This is a genomic window from Bacteroides sp. D20 (assembly GCF_003436255.1).
In the GTDB taxonomy this organism is placed as follows: Bacteria; Bacteroidota; Bacteroidia; order Bacteroidales; family Bacteroidaceae; genus Bacteroides; species Bacteroides uniformis.
The window spans coordinates 44759-62151 of sequence record NZ_QSOO01000014.1 but is presented as its reverse complement, the minus strand read 5'-3'; the positions used below and the strand labels follow the sequence as shown (position 1 = coordinate 62151).

13 protein-coding genes are annotated in these 17393 nt (G+C 50.8%); 5 read left to right on the top strand and 8 right to left on the bottom strand.

What is annotated here, in order from left to right:
* Positions 1-81 precede the first annotated feature (81 nt).
* Together DXD78_RS14505 and DXD78_RS14500 are read right to left on the bottom strand one after the other, a co-directional pair.
* Positions 82-957 (bottom strand): ABC transporter permease, encoded by an 876-nt coding sequence (locus tag DXD78_RS14505; RefSeq protein WP_005825286.1) that lies wholly within the window; start codon positions 955-957, stop codon positions 82-84.
* Between the two features lie 82 nt (positions 958-1039).
* Positions 1040-1939 (bottom strand): bifunctional 2-polyprenyl-6-hydroxyphenol methylase/3-demethylubiquinol 3-O-methyltransferase UbiG, encoded by a 900-nt coding sequence (locus DXD78_RS14500; protein WP_005825283.1) that lies wholly within the window; start codon positions 1937-1939, stop codon positions 1040-1042.
* Between the two features lie 372 nt (positions 1940-2311).
* Between DXD78_RS14500 and DXD78_RS14495 the strand changes: the two genes are divergently transcribed.
* The gene (locus tag DXD78_RS14495) at positions 2312-2815 is read left to right on the top strand and encodes a DUF3836 domain-containing protein (protein ID WP_005825281.1); all 504 of its coding nucleotides are present in this window, start codon (positions 2312-2314) and stop codon (positions 2813-2815) included.
* Between the two features lie 102 nt (positions 2816-2917).
* Here DXD78_RS14495 and miaB read toward each other — a convergent pair whose 3' ends face one another.
* On the bottom strand, positions 2918-4291 hold the full coding sequence (gene miaB / locus DXD78_RS14490; RefSeq protein WP_005833992.1) for a tRNA (N6-isopentenyl adenosine(37)-C2)-methylthiotransferase MiaB: 1374 nt from the start codon (positions 4289-4291) through the stop codon (positions 2918-2920).
* Between the two features lie 394 nt (positions 4292-4685).
* Here miaB and DXD78_RS14485 point away from each other — a divergent pair, with 394 nt between their 5' ends.
* A complete protein-coding gene (locus tag DXD78_RS14485) occupies positions 4686-5066 on the top strand; it encodes a hypothetical protein (RefSeq protein ID WP_005825277.1) in 381 nt (126 codons plus the stop codon).
* 85 nt (positions 5067-5151) lie between these two features.
* A complete protein-coding gene (locus DXD78_RS14480; RefSeq protein WP_117652794.1) occupies positions 5152-6648 on the top strand; it encodes an acetyl-CoA hydrolase/transferase family protein in 1497 nt (498 codons plus the stop codon).
* Between the two features lie 432 nt (positions 6649-7080).
* On the opposite strand, the gene DXD78_RS14475 is transcribed toward DXD78_RS14480, so the two are convergent.
* The 3 genes from DXD78_RS14475 to DXD78_RS14465 are packed head-to-tail and all read right to left on the bottom strand — an operon-like array spanning position 7081 to position 12840.
* A complete protein-coding gene (locus DXD78_RS14475; RefSeq protein WP_009037534.1) occupies positions 7081-8487 on the bottom strand; it encodes a TolC family protein in 1407 nt (468 codons plus the stop codon).
* Between the two features lie 29 nt (positions 8488-8516).
* Positions 8517-11696: an efflux RND transporter permease subunit gene (locus DXD78_RS14470; RefSeq protein WP_009037533.1), complete on the bottom strand. Its 3180-nt coding sequence runs from the start codon at positions 11694-11696 to the stop codon at positions 8517-8519.
* A gap of 37 nt (positions 11697-11733) precedes the next feature.
* Positions 11734-12840, bottom strand: coding sequence for an efflux RND transporter periplasmic adaptor subunit (locus DXD78_RS14465; RefSeq protein ID WP_009037532.1), 1107 nt, complete (start codon positions 12838-12840; stop codon positions 11734-11736).
* A 222-nt stretch (positions 12841-13062) separates the two neighbouring features.
* Between DXD78_RS14465 and DXD78_RS14455 the strand changes: the two genes are divergently transcribed.
* Entirely contained in the window at positions 13063-13974 is a 912-nt protein-coding gene (locus tag DXD78_RS14455; protein ID WP_005825269.1) for an AraC family transcriptional regulator, read from the top strand.
* 97 nt (positions 13975-14071) lie between these two features.
* Here the strand turns inward: DXD78_RS14455 and dacB are convergent, their stop codons facing one another.
* Complete coding sequence (gene dacB, locus DXD78_RS14450; protein WP_009037531.1) at positions 14072-15511, bottom strand: D-alanyl-D-alanine carboxypeptidase/D-alanyl-D-alanine-endopeptidase; 1440 nt, start codon at positions 15509-15511, stop codon at positions 14072-14074.
* Positions 15512-15688: 177 nt separating this feature from the next.
* On the opposite strand from dacB, the gene DXD78_RS14445 reads away from it, so the two are divergent.
* The gene (locus DXD78_RS14445) at positions 15689-16960 is read left to right on the top strand and encodes a M1 family aminopeptidase (protein ID WP_009037530.1); all 1272 of its coding nucleotides are present in this window, start codon (positions 15689-15691) and stop codon (positions 16958-16960) included.
* An 8-nt stretch (positions 16961-16968) separates the two neighbouring features.
* Here the strand turns inward: DXD78_RS14445 and DXD78_RS14440 are convergent, their stop codons facing one another.
* Positions 16969-17391, bottom strand: coding sequence for a DUF2007 domain-containing protein (locus DXD78_RS14440; RefSeq protein ID WP_005825260.1), 423 nt, complete (start codon positions 17389-17391; stop codon positions 16969-16971).
* Positions 17392-17393: the final 2 nt, after the last annotated feature.

The window sequence follows — 17393 nt, the reverse complement described above, 5'->3', positions numbered from 1 at the left end:
ATACATTTACTATTTTACTATTTACAATTTACTATTTGGAGGCTGCGATAACAGTGCTTTCTCTCTATGCACTTCAAGGCGTTAAATATAATACAGTGTGCTTGCCTTCATCCTCAGATATTTGTTGATGGAAAGCAAAGCGCACAGCCACGTAATAAGTACACCGAACACCAGCACGGCACCCGACACCAGCACCATCACCTCGGGCGTAATCACCTTGACCAACTCCGGTTCGTAGGACACCAGCCAATAGGCGGCTCCCCACAGAATGCTGTCGGCTATGAAAGCGGCCAGCACACCTATCCAGAAATTGCGCCGCAGAAACGGACGACGGATGAATGCCCAGCTTGCTCCCACCAGCTTCATGGTGTGGATAAGGAAACGCTTGGAATATATAGCCAGACGGATGGTGTTGTTTATCAGCGCAAAGGAGATAAACGTCAGTATCACAGCCAGCCCCAGCAGCATCAAGCTGATATTCCTTATATTATCGTTCACGGCATCTATCAAGTCTTTCTGGTAGAGCACTTCCTGGATATTGGTATTCTTTTTAATCAGTTTCTCTATTTTGGCGATGCTGTCCGAATTGGCATAGTCGGAATGCAGCTTGATTTCGATGGAGGCAGTGAAAGGATTGTAGCCGAGGAACTCTTGCGGGTCCGTACCCATCGCCTCAGTCTGCTCGCGGAGTGCCTGCTTCTTGGAAATGTATTCCGTCTGCTTCACAAAAGCCTCCTTGTCCAGCCTCTTCTGAAGCTTCAGGATGTCGCTCTCCTTCATGTCGTCACTGACAAGCACGGAGAAACTGATGTTCTCCTTGACGTACACGGAAAGATTATGAGCCGCGAGCACAAAGAATACGACCAGCCCCAACAGCAGTAACACCAGCGTCGTACTGATGCTGGACGTAATGAACTGCATGTCAAAATAGGATACCGAGTTATTCTTTGCTTTCATTATACCAATTATAAGTTACGAGTTACAAGCTACAAGTTATGTAAATCAGTCGCTATTAATCATTAATCCCTAATCCCTTTTCTCACCCTTTCTTCCTGAACACGTAAATCATGGAACTGCTGCGTTCCTTCTTCACCAACGCGCTGAACCAGGCCAGTGTACCGGTCACCATTCCCCGCAGGAAAGTACACGAGTGCCTCATGTGCTTTTCTGTCAGCATGGAGACGTAGAAGGCATCGAACGGCATGGGATGCCGCTCTGCCATGATGAAGCCATGCTTGGAACCGAATTGCTGGATGGTGCCCGGTGTGAAGTGCCACAAATGGCGGGGCACATCGTAGGCAGCCCAGTAAGCCCCGTATTTCTTTGCGTCGAAGGAGGAACAGTTGGGCACAGCTACAATCAGCACCCCCTTTTCAGTCAGCAGGGAGTGCAAGGTTTCCCACGTTTCGTTGAGGGGTTCCAGATGTTCCATGACATGCCATAGGGTGATGACGTCGAAACTGCCCGGTGCAAAATCTTTCAATGCCGTATGGGGTTTCACATCCAGATTGAAGTGTTCTTTGGCAAAGGCACGCGCCTGCGCACTCTTTTCCACAGCTTCCACCTGCCAGCCGCGACGCTGCATGACATCGGCAAAGTAACCGGTCCCCGTACCCAAATCCAGCAGGCTGCCCTCCTTGCGGTGTGCTTCACGGAGCACAAGGCGTGCCTTGCGTCCCAGCATATAGTTGCGCACCCAATGGTACACGGAGTTCATCGCCCCCTTGCGGGTATCGGTATGTGATATGTAATCAGGAGTTTCGTAGTAACGACCGATTTCAGCCTCCACGGGAAAGTCTTGCGTGAAAAGGAAACCGCAATCCCGGCAGCGGCACAAGTGGAACATTTCGCCCGAGGCATAATGGTCTACACATGTCAGGGCACGCTCCAAATGCGTTCCACCACATAACGGACAAGCTTTTATAGTGAGTTTATTCATCGAACGTTCTGCCAATAAGGAAGTGCAGCCCGAATGAAACAGACCACACCATACCTAAATTTGGTGCAAAATAACAAATAAAAAGTGATTTATAGGGTTTCCATTAAGGAGATTTAAGAAAACAAACGCTTGCTCCGGCCAGCTGGCGGAACGAATGACCAACTGTTCGATATTAAGCGGACAACTGTCCGATAATGAACAGTTTTCGAAAGCATCTATTCATTGATTATCAACAACTTAAATCTTTGGCATGGGAATTGACTATAATTAGGCGAAGGCGTTTGAGAAAAAGATTAGTTGGAATGCAACTTTTTAATCGGGAACAACGTCTAAAAGAAACAGAGTAAGTAACAACAATTAAAAATAAAGATTATGAAAACTACAAATTTATTCAAGGCAGTCGCATTCGTAGCAATGACTATCGTAAGCGTTATGAATACAGAAGTGAAAGCTCAGGAAAACAACTTCATCACCAATGAAGAAGTGAAAAACGAATTAGTAGTTGCCAAGACCATCTTTAAGCAAGACGGTGCACAACTTTACCGGCACATCCGTTATGAATACTCTTATGACGACCAGAAACGCCTGACCTGCAAGGAAGCCTCCAAGTGGGACGGTACAAAAGACGAATGGACACCTTACTTTAAGATGACATACCAATATGGCAATGATGAAATCACCATGTCCTACGCACGTTGGAACGAGTCTCACAAGGCTTATGACAAAGACATGAAGAAAAGTGTGTATGAATTGAACGATGAAAACATGCCGGTAGCTTACAAACTCTACAATCAGGACGCGCCAAAGTCCGAATTGACCCTGGTAAGCTACAACAAGACCGACTACGTAGCGAATATTCTGGCCATGGCAGAATAAAATTTAAAGTTTATAATATGAAAAGCACGAGCCTCACGGCTCGTGCTTTTATTCTATATACCGGTGTCATCATACTGATGTCATCGAGACTTTTCTATCCCGTCAGCCGGCTACCTCTTCTCCTTTCAGCGTAGCCGAACTGGATTCGGTAACCTTCACCATCACAAAATCGCCCACACGGTGCGTGCCACGGTCAAACACCACCACACGGTTTTGTTCCGTACGGCCGAACAACTGGTCACGACTACGTTTGGAAACACCTTCCACCAGCACCTCGTACGTCTTGCCCACGCAACGGGCATTCGCCTCGGCAGAGAGACGGTTTTGCAAGGCGATGATTTCATTCAGACGGCGAATCTTCACCTCCTCGGGCACATCGTCCGGCAGATGCTTGGAAGCATGCGTACCGGGGCGTTCGCTGTACTTGAACATGAAGGCGGAATCGTATCCGCACTCCTCCATCAGCGAGAGGGAAAGCTGGTGGTCCTCCTCCGTCTCACTATGGAAACCGGAGAATATATCCGTAGATAAGCCACAATCGGGGATGATGCGGCGGATGGCTGCCACGCGGTCCATATACCACTCGCGGTCGTACTTGCGGTTCATCAGCTTCAGGATGCGGCTGCTCCCACTCTGTACCGGCAGGTGAATGTGCTTACATACGTTGGGCATGTCGGCAATGACCTGGAGAGTTTCGTCGCTCATGTCTTTAGGGTGCGAGGTAGTGAAACGGATACGTACGCCCGGCGCTGCCTCTGCCACGGTGCGCAGCAGCATTGGGAAAGTAATCGTCTCTCCGTCCGGCTTCTCGAAGCGGTAGGAATTGACGTTCTGTCCCAGCAGGGTGACTTCCTTATAACCCTTTGCCACGAGGTCGGCCACTTCATTGAGGATGCTTTCCACATCACGGCTACGCTCACGGCCACGGGTGTAGGGAACGATGCAGTAAGTACAGAAATTATTGCACCCACGCATGATGGAGACGAAGCCGGAGATGTGGTTTCCGCAGATACGCGAGGGGATGACATCCCGATAGGTCTCTGTGGTGGAGAGCTCCACGTTCATTGCTTTCTCACCGGCCTCTACCGAGGCAATCAGTTCGGGCAGAGTAAGGTAGGCATCCGGTCCCACCACCAGGTCCACATGATGGTTGGTGATTAAGTCGTCCTTCACACGCTCTGCCATACAGCCCAGCACACCCACTATCAGGCCGCGTTTCTTCTTCTTGAGCGAGTGGAAGAACTCCAGACGGTTCAGAATCTTCTGCTCCGCATTGTCGCGGATGGAGCAGGTGTTCATAAACACTGCATCGGCTTCCTCCAGGGTGTCGGCCACCGAATATCCCGCCATCTGCATGACGGATGCAATCACTTCACTGTCGGCCACATTCATCTGGCAGCCGTAAGTCTCGATAAACAACTTCTTGTTGTCATCAGCAGTTGCAGATTTAAAGTCTGCTCCCGTTACTTTTTCCATAATCAGTTCGTTTAAAATCAGTTTATATCATAAGTTGGTATCTGTCATTCGGAGCGCAAAGATACTTCTTCCCTCCCAATAAACGGATGAAATGAAAGAAAAATGCCATTACAAGTTGTCAATCTGCGCCTTATCAGCTAATTTATGTTAAGAGAGCAAACATTTTCCGAGTGTTAATTTGGCATAGAGCAAATTAATTCACAAATTTGTGGAATGAAAGAAACATTAGATTTTTTCATAGTTAAGGTTTAGGTTAAAAAAATTAAGGGGAGCTGTGAAGCTGCCCTTTTTTATTACCAATTCCTTGGCTGTAATCAGATTAAATAATTAACTTTGCCCAAAAGCAAAGATAAGAGATAATTGCACTATCTTTGGGTGGAAAATCAAAAAGAATATGGAAGATGTCTTCAAGTTTCTGTTAGTTGCGGCTGTCATAGTAATCGGACTCGTCAAGCAGTTTAAGAAAGAAGCAAATAAAAATGCTGACAAGAGTCCCGACATACCTATGCCCGACGTTGACAACCCACTGCCCGAATACTGGGGCGGAGATACTTACGGAGGCTTTATTCCCGAAGGCCCCAAGCCGGCAGAAAAGCCCAAGCCGGTATCCAAACCGTCTGCCAAATCCAAGCACACTTCCATAAAGGCTTCCCCTCCCTCCCCGGCATCCCGTCCGCAGGAATCCGATGAAGTAACGTCCGAATACGGCATCCACTCGGCAGAAGAAGCGAGGAAAGCCATCATCTGGTCAGAAATACTTCAACGGAAATATTAAAGAACGGATAGTTGACAGTCGATAATTGCAGAACCAATTACGAGCCCCTTCAGAATCTTTACACGAAAAAATAACTATTTATATTATGGCACTCAATTACATTTCGGCAGCAGAAGCTGCGAGCCTCATCAAACATGGCTACAACATCGGCTTGAGCGGATTTACCCCCGCAGGAACAGCCAAAGCCGTTACGGCTGAATTAGCAAAAATCGCGGAAGCAGAACATGCAAAAGGAAACCCGTTCCAGATAGGTATCTTCACCGGTGCTTCTACCGGAGATTCCTGCGACGGTATCCTTTCACGCGCCAAAGCTATCCGCTACCGTGCTCCTTACACCACCAACGCCGATTTCCGCAAAGCCGTGAACAACGGTGAAATAGCCTACAACGACATCCACCTTTCACAGATGGCTCAGGAAGTCCGTTACGGTTTCATGGGAAAAGTGAATGTTGCCATCATCGAGGCATGCGAGGTTACTCCCGACGGCAAAATCTACCTGACGGCAGCCGGCGGTATCGCTCCGACTGTCTGCCGCCTGGCCGACCAGATTATCGTGGAACTGAATGCCGCCCACAGCAAGAACGCCATGGGCCTGCACGACGTCTACGAACCCCTCGACCCTCCTTACCGCCGCGAAATCCCCATCTACAAACCGAGTGACCGTATCGGCCTGCCCTACATCCAGGTAGACCCGAAAAAGATTGTCGGCGTAGTGGAGACCAACTGGCCGGACGAGGCACGTTCGTTTGCCGCCGCCGACCCGCTGACCGACAAAATCGGACAGAACGTGGCCGACTTCCTTGCCGCCGACATGAAACGCGGAATCATTCCGCCTACCTTCCTGCCGCTGCAATCTGGTGTGGGCAACATTGCCAATGCCGTACTGGGTGCTTTGGGACGTGACAAGACCATCCCGCCGTTTGAAATGTACACAGAAGTTATCCAGAACTCCGTTATCGGACTTATCCGCGAAGGCCGCGTGAAATTCGGAAGCGCCTGCTCACTGACCGTAACGAACGACTGCCTGGAAGGCATCTACCAGGATATGGACTTCTTCCGCGACAAGCTGGTGCTCCGTCCGTCGGAAATCTCCAACAGCCCGGAAGTGGTGCGCCGACTCGGTGTTATCTCCATCAACACCGCCATCGAAGCCGACATCTACGGCAACGTGAACTCCACGCACATCGGCGGTACGAAGATGATGAACGGTATCGGTGGAAGCGGTGACTTCACCCGCAATGCCTATATCTCCATCTTCACCTGTCCGTCCGTTGCCAAGGAAGGTAAAATCTCGGCTATCGTGCCGATGGTTTCGCACATGGACCACACGGAGCATGACGTCAACATCATCATCACCGAACAAGGTGTGGCCGACCTCCGCGGCAAGAGTCCGAAAGAACGTGCACAAGCCATCATCGAAAACTGTGTTCATCCGGACTACAAGAACATTCTGTGGGATTACCTGAAACTGACCGACGGCAAGTCACAGACTCCCCATGCCCTGCGCGCCGCACTGGCTATGCACGCTGAGCTGGCCAAAAGTGGAGACATGAAGAATGTAGACTGGGCACAGTATAAATAAACTGCTCCCTAAAAAGGCGGAGAAAAACCGCCCGAAAGATATACCGCGTTGCATGTATATTTCCGGTTTGCTGGATCTATATATGCAACGCGTTGCATATATAGATGGAACACGCTGCATCTATAGATCCAACAACAAGCTATTTCAGTACCTACTACATCCCTGCATCAATTCCTGGCAAAACCTCCTTCTTACCGGTAAACTCACTATCTTTTGCTTCAGTTTCCTTTTCAGTTTCTTCAATCGATCTCTCACCGAGCCAACACTTATCGTTCGCATTGAGTGAAAAACTGCAATAATTTGTCTAGAGAAATACTTGCCTCCATTTAATCCCTCCTATTCATTGAAAGCGGGCTGCCCCGGAATCACTTCCCAGACAGCCCTTCCTTCACATTTAAAATGAAGATGCAGAGAGAGTAGTATGATGACACTCTATTCCTGACCTCCCCCTAACGCCTTGTAGAGGTTAATCAGGCTTTGTATTTCAGAAAATCGATTTGCCGTCTGTGCCAGTTGTGCGTTGAGCAATGTCTGCCGGGCGGTAAGCACCTCCAGATAGGTGGTGTTGCCATGCTCCATCAGCAGGGAAGTGCTGCGGGCAGCTGTCTGCAAGGAAGCTACCTGCTTGTCCAGCAGTTCGCTTTTGGATAGGCTTGTCTGCCAGGCAGTCAAGGCATCGTTCACCTCGCTGCCTGCATTCAGCAATGTCTGCTGGAAGGCAAGGGAAGCCTCCTCCTGCTGGGCACGGGCTATGCGGTACTGTGCAATGACCTGCCCGCGGGCAAAGAGCGGCTGCGTCAGCGAACCCACTGCCGAAGCCAGGAACTTGCCGGGATTCACAATCATTGAACCGGCAGAATTGGTCCAGCCCGCACTCCCGCCCAGCGTGATGGAGGGATAGAAGGCAGAGCGCGCCGCATTGGTGCCGTAGAACGCCGCTTCCAGTGTCCGCTCAGCCGAACGGACATCAGGACGGCAGGAAAGCATCTGAACAGGAATCCCTATAGAAAAGCCCACGGGGAACTGCTGCTCTGCCAGCACACCGCGCTCGTAATGACGGGGCGTCTCTGCCAGCAACAGCGCAAGGCTGTTCTCCACCTGGTTTATCTGTTCTTCCAAATCGAGCACGGAAGTCTGCACCTGATAGTACGTGGCCTCCATCTGCGACACGGCGGATTCGTTCGCCATGCCCGCATTCATCAGGGCACGGGTGGAAGCAACGGTTTCCCGCCACGTCTCTTCGGTCTGCCTGGAGATGGCAAGCTGCTGGTCCAGCATCAGCAGGGTATAGTAAGTATTGGCTATCCCGGCAATGAGCTGGGTACGCACGGCCTGGCGATAGTCCTGACTCTGCGCATAGAGCGCCTTCGACTGTTTCTTGGCATTGCGCATGCGGCCGAAAATATCCAGCTCCCAACTGGCAGTAACGGGCAGCGAATAGGTCTGTGTGGCCTTGTGGCTGTCAAAGCTGCTCACCGTGCCCTGCGGCGCAAGGGCAAAGGAGGGCAGGAAGGCAAGCTTTGCGGACAGCAGGGTGGCTTCGGCCTCTTCCACGCGAAGCTGTGCCGACTGGTAGTCGGTATTGTTCTGCAACCCTTGTTCGATGAGTGCCTGCAGATGTGGGTCGGTGAAAAGCTCGTGCCAGTCCATGCCGCCCAGGCCAAGGTCCAGGCTGTCTTCGGGAGCCACCGGAGAACCGTCGGTGCTCTCCGTAAAAGTGGCTATTTCTTCCCCGTAGAGGCCGTCGGGGACCTCGGTAGCAGGTTTGTATTTGGTGTACACGCCGCAACTGCTGAACAGCAAACCGGCGGCGGACAATAGGATGATATGTTTCTTCATTGTTCCAATCTGTTTTTATTTTATTTTCCTCAATCTTTCGCCCGTTCTGCCTCACTCTTCTGCTTTTCAAGCAATACCTGCATATCGGCTTCTTCCTCCATTGGCGGACGAACCTTCTCCTGTAAGTACTCGAAGATGATGTAGAACACCGGAACGACGAAAAGCAGCGCTAGCGTTCCGATGAGCATGCCGCCTACTACGCCCGTACCCAGCGAAGAGTTACCGTTGGCGCCCGCACCACTCGAGAACATCAGCGGAAGCATACCGAATATCATCGTCAGCACCGTCATCAGGATAGGACGCAAACGGACCTGGGCGGCCGAATAAGCTGATTCCACAATGCCCATTCCCTTGCGGCGCCGCTCGATGGCATACTCCGTAATCAGGATGGCCGTCTTGGCGAGCAAGCCAATCAGCATAATCACACCCGTCTGCAAATAGATGTTGTTCTCCAATCCCAGAACCTTGGCAAAGAGGAATGAACCCATCAGCCCGAACGGTACGGAGAAGATGACCGCAAACGGTATCAGGAAACTCTCATAAAGACATGCCAGGATGAGATAGATAAGGAAGATACAAATGGCATAAATAAAGACAGTCTGCGCACCACCAGTATTGGCTTCCTCACGTGCCATACCTCCGTACTCGTAACCGTAGCCCAGCGGCAATGTCTGTTCTGCCACTTCCGCAATCACTTTCTGCACTTCACCGGACGAATATCCTTCCGCCGGATTCACATTAGCGGCGATAGCGCTGTACAGATTGAAACGGTTTGCCGTCTCCGGACCGAGCACCTTGTTCAACGTCACGAACTGGCTGACCGGAGCCATCTCCGTACCGTTGCGCACAAACATATTACCCAGTGCCTGTTCGTCCAGACGATATTCGGGCGATGCCTGCATCATGACGCGGTACACCTTGCCAAACTGATTGTAGTTGGAAATATAGGCACCGCCGCAATAGCTGCCCAATGCGTCGAGCACCGCACCCGGCGAGATGCCCGCACGCTTACACTTGGCCGCATCTACATCTACCGATACCTGCGGGAAGTTCATAGCATAAGAGGTATACGCCATAGCCACCTCAGGACGCTGGTTCAACGCACCCAGAAACTGTATCACTGCCTCGTAGAACGTAGCCATGTCACCACCCGTTCTGTCCTGTAGGTTCAGCTCCAGGGAGTTACCCATACCATAGCCCGGAATCATACCCGGCTGGAAGCTGAATATCTGCGCCTCTTTCACGCCGTAGAACTGGGCATTGAGACGGGCCACCACAGCGTCGGACGTGTGTTCGCTCCCCTTCCGCTCGCCCCAGTCCTTCAGACGGATGATGATGGTACCGTAGGAAGTGCCCTGACCGGACATCAGTCCGTATCCTGCCACCTTGGAATAGTGTTCTATCTCGGGAGTGTTTTTCAGGATGTCCTCCAGCTTGCTCATCACCTTCGTAGTTTCTTCCAGCGTGCTTCCCGGAGACGTGCTGACGTTCACCATGATGACACCCTGGTCCTCCTGCGGCACAAGCCCCGTCTTGGTGGTACTCATCAGGTAAACCAGCAATACGACGGTAGCCGCCAATGAAGTCCACACCATCCAGCGGTGGTGGATGAAGAACATCACACCTTTCTTATATTTGCCCAGCACGGCGTTGAACGAGGCATTGTATGCCGCACGCACCCGTCCGTTGATGCTCTTCGCACTCTTCGTACCGTCCGACGGACGCATCATGATGGCACACAAGGCGGGACAAAGCGTCAATGCCGAAATCATGGAGATGCCCACCGCCGTTGCCATCGTGACACCGAACTGCGTATAGAACACGCCCGAAGTACCGCCCATAAACGTCACGGGGATAAATACCGCCATGAACACGCAGGTACAAGAGATGATGGCCATCGTCACATCGCCCATCGCATCCTTCGTGGCAAGGTAAGGGGACTTGTATCCGGCATCGAACTTGGACTGCACCGCCTCCACCACCACGATGGCATCGTCCACCACCGTACCGATGGCAAGCACCAACGCAAACAGCGTCAGGATATTGAGACTGAACCCCGCAGCCACCAGGCAGGCAAACGTGCCGACCAGCGACACGATAATGGAAATGGAGGGTATAAGCGTACTCTTGAAGTCCTGCAGGAAGAAATACACCACCAGAATTACCAGTATAATGGCAATGACCAGTGTCTCCACCACATTGTGTATGGAAGCGAAGAGGAAGTCGTTGGAACTCATCATCGTCACAAATTCCGTCCCTTCGGGCAGGCTCTTCCTCATCTCGTCTATCTGTGCGGTAATCTGCTTGTTGACGGCGGTTGCGTTGGAGCCTGCCGTCTGGAACATCATGAAAAGTACCGCCGGCTTGCTGTCCATCTCACTGCGGAAACCATAGGTCAGCGTACCCAGCTCCACATCCGCCACGTCCTTCAGACGGAGCACGGAACCGTCACTCTGCGAGCGTACCACCGTGTTCTGGAATTCCTCCACACTCTTCAGACGTCCGCGATACTTCATCGTAAACTGGAACACGTTCTTTGAATTCTCGCCCAGCGAACCGGTAGGCGCTTCGATGTTCTGCTCGCCCAATACGGCGGTCACATCCGAAGGAACCAGTCCATACTGCGCCATCCGTTCCGGTTTCAGCCAGATACGCATGCTGTATGTATCGCCCAGCTCCATTACATCACCCACACCTTCGATACGCTTAATCTGCGGAATCACGTTGATATCGAGGTAATTGGCTAGGAAAGTCTGGTCGTAGCGTCCGTCGGTGCTTACCAAAGCACCGATTTGCAGGAAGCTGGTCTGGCGCTTCTGGGTAGTCACACCGATTTTCGTCACTTCGGCAGGCAGCAGTCCCTGCGCCTTGGATACGCGGTTCTGTACGTTCACCGCAGCCATGTCGGGGTCCGTGCCCTGCTTGAAGTAGACCTGTATGGTGGCAGAACCGGCATTGGTGGCGGTAGAGCTGATGTACATCATGTTCTCCACACCGTTGATGCTCTCCTCCAACGGCATGATGACACTGTTCAATACGGCTTCGGCATCTGCACCGGTGTAGTTGGCGCTGACGTACACCGTGGGAGGTGCAATATCAGGATACTGTTCCACCGGCAGCGTAAAGAGCGAGATAAGCCCTATCACCAGAATCAGTACGGATATGGAGATAGCCATCACCGGCCGCTTTATAAATATATTTCCTTTCATCTTAATGGGTCATTGATAGTTGATAAATAGCAGTTCATTATTTCACCTGTGTCCCTTCGCGCAGCAGTCCGGCACCGGTGGAAACAATCTCGTCGCCGACTTCCAGTCCGTCCAGCACTACGTATTCGCGTCCGTCATTTATTCCGGCCACGGTAATCAAGGCAGAAACGGCCTTGCCATCCACTACCTTATATACCACTGTCTTGTCCTGCAACTGCACGGTGGCCTCTTGCGGAATCACAATACAGTTCTTATAAGTGGTAGGCACCACCACCGTGCCCGACGCCCCACTGTGGAGCAGGCGCGATTCATTGGGAAATACCACACGTGCCACTACCGTACCCGTCTGACGGTCAATGACGCCACTGATGGACTCGATGGTTCCTTTCTTGTCATAGACGGAATTGTCGTTCAGTCTCAGTTCCGCTTGAGGCATGTTCTTCAATGCCTCGTCCATGCTTCCGTATTGGCGGGTCAGGGCAAGCAACTGGTTCTCGGTCATGGAAAAGTAAACGTACATGTCGCTGTTGTCACTGACCGTTGTCAGCGGTTGCGGCAAGCTGGGGCTGACCAATGCCCCTGCACGGTAGGGCAATGCCCCCACCACCCCGTCGCTGGGACTCTTCACTTCCGTATAGGAGAGGTTGTTGCGTGCGCTTATCTCCTGGGCCTCGGCCTGCGAGAGTTGCGCCTTGGCGGTAAGGTAGCTGTTTTCGGCAGTCTTCAGGCTGAATTCCGAAACCACTTTCTGCGCATACAATTCCTTGTTGCTGTTATAAGTCAGTTCGGCAGTAGCCAGTGCGGCACGTGCCGCTTCCACATTGGCAACGGCCGTTTTGAGTGCAGCCTTGTAGGGAACCTGGTCGATGATGAAAAGCAGTTGTCCCCGGCGCACCTTCTGCCCCTCGGTCACACACAACTTCTCGATGGTACCCGACACTTGCGGATAAATATCTATGTCCTGCCGTCCGCGTATCGTTGCTGAGTACGAAGTGGAAAGCTCTTTGTCCGTCGCCTCCACTTTCATGGTAGCATAAGAAGGTTTCATTCCGGAAGCATCCGATGCCTGCTTGCAAGATGCCAAACACATTGTACAACCGACAATCCCTATCAGCCGTATCCATTTCCTGTTCAATGTAATCATACTTTTTCTCATTGTCTTTTTGTTAAAACTGGTGGCAAAAGTAGGAGAAAGGAACAACGCCATAATGACCAATTACACTCCAAAGATGTTCCTTTTTCGACATTCATCTTTTTTAAGGCTAATGAATTGTCTATAAATGACATATAGAACAAGAAAGCCGCATAATGGAACATCCCATATTTCCCATTATTCACCAACTTTGCAAAACGAAAAAGGAAGAATATGGAGAAAGGGAACATAAAAATCGTAGAAATCGCGGACTTTAAAAACAGCGAACATGTCCTTGACTATGTAGACAATGACTTTGTCATAATCAACAGTCTGGAGGGAAGCCCCTACAATGAAGATACAATAAGATTGGGATGCTTCCTTATCGCTATCTGTCTAGAAGGCTGCATCCAGTTGGACGTCAACTACAAAACCTACCAACTGGAAGCAGGCGACTTACTGCTCGGCCTTCCCAATACCATTATCAGCCACGCGATGGTAAGCCCAAAGCACAAGATAAGGCTTGCCGCATTCTCCACACAGTTCCTACAACGCGTGGTCAAGATGGAGAAGGATACATGGAATACCGTTATGCATATCCACAACAATCCCATAAAGTCTGTCGGGGAGGAAGGGGACAAGGAAATCTTCAAATTCTACCGGGAACTGCTTATGGCAAAGATAAACGACGAGCCTCATCACTATCACAGGGAAGTGATGCAATACTTGTTTTCTGCCATTTTCTGTGAGATGTTGGGACACCTCAACAAAGAAGTGAACCCTTCAGAAATGACAGTCGATACAAAAGAAAGCATCAAACAGTCCGACTATATCCTGCGTAAGTTTATAGAGATGTTGTCCAAAGACAACGGCATACACCGTTCTGTAGGATATTATGCCGATGCACTATGCTATAGTCCCAAACACTTTTCGAAGGTCATCAAGCAGGCATGCGGACGTACACCGCTGGACTTGATTAACGAAAGTGCCATCGAGCACATCAAGTACCGGCTGAAGCATTCGGACAAGTCCATCAAGGAGATTGCAGAAGAATTTAATTTCCCCAACCAGTCTTTCTTCGGGAAGTATGTGAAGTCTTATCTGGGTATGTCTCCGGCACGCTACCGCAATACGAAAGAGGAATGATTTCCCCTACTCTTGGGGCTCACTCCGTAAAGGTCTGCATTAGGAAGCTAAACCTTAACTTTACGACGCTAAAGGTCAACTTTACGATGGCTAAACCTCAACGTATCATCTCATCACACACCGCATCCTGGAAAGCGCGTGCTTCCCTGCCCGACAGTGCATTCTGGTTCATGATGGCAAAGGCTATCTCGTGTCCGTTGCGGGCTTTAAGGTAGCCGGCCAGGCAGTTGATGGCGGTAAAGGAACCCGTCTTGGCATGTACATTTCTGTGGGAAAGGGTGCCTTTCTTCATGCGGAACTCCAGTGTACCGTCCACGCCGCCAATGGGCAAAGCCTTATAAAGTTTCTGGAAAACATCCGTACGCGAGTAGGCATATCGCAGGAAAGAAACCAAGAGTTCCGGTGAAATGTAGTTGTAATTGGAAAGACCGCAACCATCTGCCAGATTATACCTATCGGGGTTATATCCCATCTCTTTTATCAGCATGCGGATGGCAGAAAGCCCGTCCTCGGCAGAGACACGCTTCTTTCCGCTGCTCTGCACACCCAACCGGCAGAGCATGGCTTCGGCATTGAGATTATCGCTCTCCTTCATTATCTGTTTCACCACATCCTGCACGGAAGTTTCATAGGAAGCCATCCGTACGGAGAGGCTGTCTTGCCGGAACTCACCGAAGAGGTAAGAGACTTCCGCATCTACCGCCGGAATGCACCGGATGCCCCGTGCCTGCAACCGTTCCATAAAGGTATGCATGAAGAAGTCCTGCGAAGAAAATATATTGACCGTACCTGCACGGCGGGCATCGACGTTGCCCGTCACGGTGATGTTGTTCCCGTTCACCAGCCAGTCGCGCGACACACGGAAACGTCCGGCAGAAGGGGTACGGCTTTGGGTCTTGTTCGTCAGTGTATAATAGGAAGAGGCGGGAGTGCATTCAAGGCGTGCGCTGTCGCCCCGTTCGCCGGGTGTGGCGGTAACCTTCACCACTCCTTTATTCAGCATCAGCGGTGAGAGGTAGGGCTGGAAGGAATAGGGAGTATCATCCCACAACCAGCCGCTGCCCCAGTACAAGGAGTCTTTCATGGAGACATCTCCATACACCTTGCCTTTGATGACAGAGAAGGGGAAACGGGCCACGGTAGCCACCAGGGAATCCAATGCCTCTTCATCAAACTCCGGGTCGTAACCGCCTATCACATACATATCCCCCTGCAAGGTATCGCGCTCAATGGTTCCCTGATACCACACTTCCGTACGGAACGGCTCGTCGGCTTCGGGACGGGAAAGGGCGGTAATGGTGGTCAGCAGCTTCATGGTGGAAGCGGGACGGGAAAGCTTGTCCGCCTGATAGCCGTACAAGGGCTTTCCGGCAGTCAGGTCATAGACCGAAATGGCCACATTAGAGCCTGCGGGAAGTTTGTGTTCTATCAACGCATCAATCCGCGCAGAGAGCGGCTTCACCGGAGTTACCGTCTCTTGGGGCCATAATGGGAGCAGGCAGACGGATAAAATTAACAGCAACAATATCCTTTTCATAAATATATTTATCTTTAAAGGCAAAAGTACGACAATCTTACAAATGAACAACAACGAGGTAGTCTTTTCATAAATTATATCCAGCCATCCATCTTAATATTCCTTTAAAAATACTACTTTTGCATAGATTGCATAGGCAAAATCTCCCAGTTACTATCACTCTAAAATTGATGTACCATGAAACTACAACTTACAATTGCCAGCTTTACAATATGCCTCCTTTTCTCCCCCATGCTTCGGGCACAAGAATCTCCGCGCATTGTCAGTTATGACTTAACCGTACAGATTGATGTACCGAACCGACAAGTCGAAGTTGGCGGTTCGTTTGAAGTCGATTTCCATGACAGTGACTCAATCTCGTTGGTACTATGGCGCCATGCCCGTATCGACACACTACGCCACAGCAGCCGGGAGATAACCTACCGTTTCGATACGCTTGCCCCAGCACCTGCCCAATTCATTCCCGACGGACGGACCTTGACCCTCTACCGGCCGGCAGGAGCCGATGACCGCTGCCGCATAAATACCCGTTACACACTCTACATGCAGGAAGTGCAGGGCCCTGCAAAATCATTCAATGACCATTGGATTGAACTTGGTTACTATACGGGATGGTATCCTGTCTGCAACGGTAACCGGGCAGATTATTCGCACTTACGAATCGGCATCACTGACGGTTATACGGTGAGCGGCTCAGGTATTATTTCCCATACAGAAGAAGGGATATGGGAAATGGAGCAACCTTGGGAGAATTTCGACAATGTTATCCTGGCTTCACCCATGCTGAAAAGCCGCCGCATCAATGATAACGGAACTACCATTGAACTTATCTATACAGACTTCCCGGATGCCGGTGCAGACTCGGCACTTCAATGTTGCCACAATGCCTTGAAATTCTTCCGACGCCTTTATAAAATTGCGGGAGATGAGGATATTTACATGAAATTCCTGCTTTCAGCTTCCGGCACCTCAGGAGGGTACAGCCGTAAAAATTTCATTATGCTCAGTTCCCGAACATTCAATGAATATGTACTCAAGAACACCGCCCACGAAATCGGCCACTTCTGGTGGAACAAGGCTCCGGTGGAATCTTGGCACGACTGGCTGAACGAATCTTTTGCCGAATTCAGTGCTTTGCAATACATACGCCACGCCCGCGGCGAAAAAGCCTATGCCGCTTACATCGACGCCTACCGTAAGGAAACACGCCATATCCGTCCTATCTGGGGTATTGACCGCAACGACCGCGAAGCGCATCTTGCCCTCTATAGGAAAGGGTCAGTACTACTCGCCGACCTGCTTGTCCGAGTGGGTGAAGAACCTTTCTTCAACTTTCTGGCAGGTGTCATCCAAGCCCATATAACAGACACATCGGCTTTCCTGGATTTTGCGGAAAGCCGATTGGGACGTAAAAACCGGGACTGGATTGAAAAGCGGTTAAAAGAATAAACACCTGATTATTCTTCAACTGTTCCTTTCGCCACCGGCTTCTCAAAATGAGTGCCGCACTTCCTGCATACATACTCCCAATGCTCAGTGCCCGGAGGTGCGGCCGACAATGCCGCAATAACAGCAGCCACCACAGCACGCACCCGATGGCTCTTCTTCAGCACAAACTTAATCTCATCCGAACCGCAATGGGGGCAGTACCTCAACTGTTCCGGAATCATCTGGTTCCGTTCAAGCAGACGGAGGGCATTGTCATATTCGTCCTCATAGACAAATATATCCACTCCCGTGACATCACGGACATATCCGCGCATCACGGAAGACATGTTTTCATTATGCAAAACAGACGCAATGCCCTCATTCTTCAAGGCACCCTGAATAACATGTGCCTGAAAGGCATCGTCGCAGGTGATTAGCTTTACGGTTTTCATCT

Bases quoted from the DNA above. Each gene is read 5' to 3' on its own strand.
- DXD78_RS14505 (WP_005825286.1), bottom strand. From the start codon at position 957: ATGAAAGCAAAGAATAACTCGGTATCCTATTTTGACATGCAGTTCATT.
- DXD78_RS14500 (WP_005825283.1), bottom strand. From the start codon at position 1,939: ATGAATAAACTCACTATAAAAGCTTGTCCGTTATGTGGTGGAACGCAT.
- DXD78_RS14495 (WP_005825281.1), top strand. From the start codon at position 2,312: ATGAAAACTACAAATTTATTCAAGGCAGTCGCATTCGTAGCAATGACT.
- miaB (WP_005833992.1), bottom strand. From the start codon at position 4,291: ATGGAAAAAGTAACGGGAGCAGACTTTAAATCTGCAACTGCTGATGAC.
- DXD78_RS14485 (WP_005825277.1), top strand. From the start codon at position 4,686: ATGGAAGATGTCTTCAAGTTTCTGTTAGTTGCGGCTGTCATAGTAATC.
- DXD78_RS14480 (WP_117652794.1), top strand. From the start codon at position 5,152: ATGGCACTCAATTACATTTCGGCAGCAGAAGCTGCGAGCCTCATCAAA.
- DXD78_RS14475 (WP_009037534.1), bottom strand. From the start codon at position 8,487: ATGAAGAAACATATCATCCTATTGTCCGCCGCCGGTTTGCTGTTCAGC.
- DXD78_RS14470 (WP_009037533.1), bottom strand. From the start codon at position 11,696: ATGAAAGGAAATATATTTATAAAGCGGCCGGTGATGGCTATCTCCATA.
- DXD78_RS14465 (WP_009037532.1), bottom strand. From the start codon at position 12,840: ATGATTACATTGAACAGGAAATGGATACGGCTGATAGGGATTGTCGGT.
- DXD78_RS14455 (WP_005825269.1), top strand. From the start codon at position 13,063: ATGGAGAAAGGGAACATAAAAATCGTAGAAATCGCGGACTTTAAAAAC.
- dacB (WP_009037531.1), bottom strand. From the start codon at position 15,511: ATGAAAAGGATATTGTTGCTGTTAATTTTATCCGTCTGCCTGCTCCCA.
- DXD78_RS14445 (WP_009037530.1), top strand. From the start codon at position 15,689: ATGAAACTACAACTTACAATTGCCAGCTTTACAATATGCCTCCTTTTC.
- DXD78_RS14440 (WP_005825260.1), bottom strand. From the start codon at position 17,391: ATGAAAACCGTAAAGCTAATCACCTGCGACGATGCCTTTCAGGCACAT.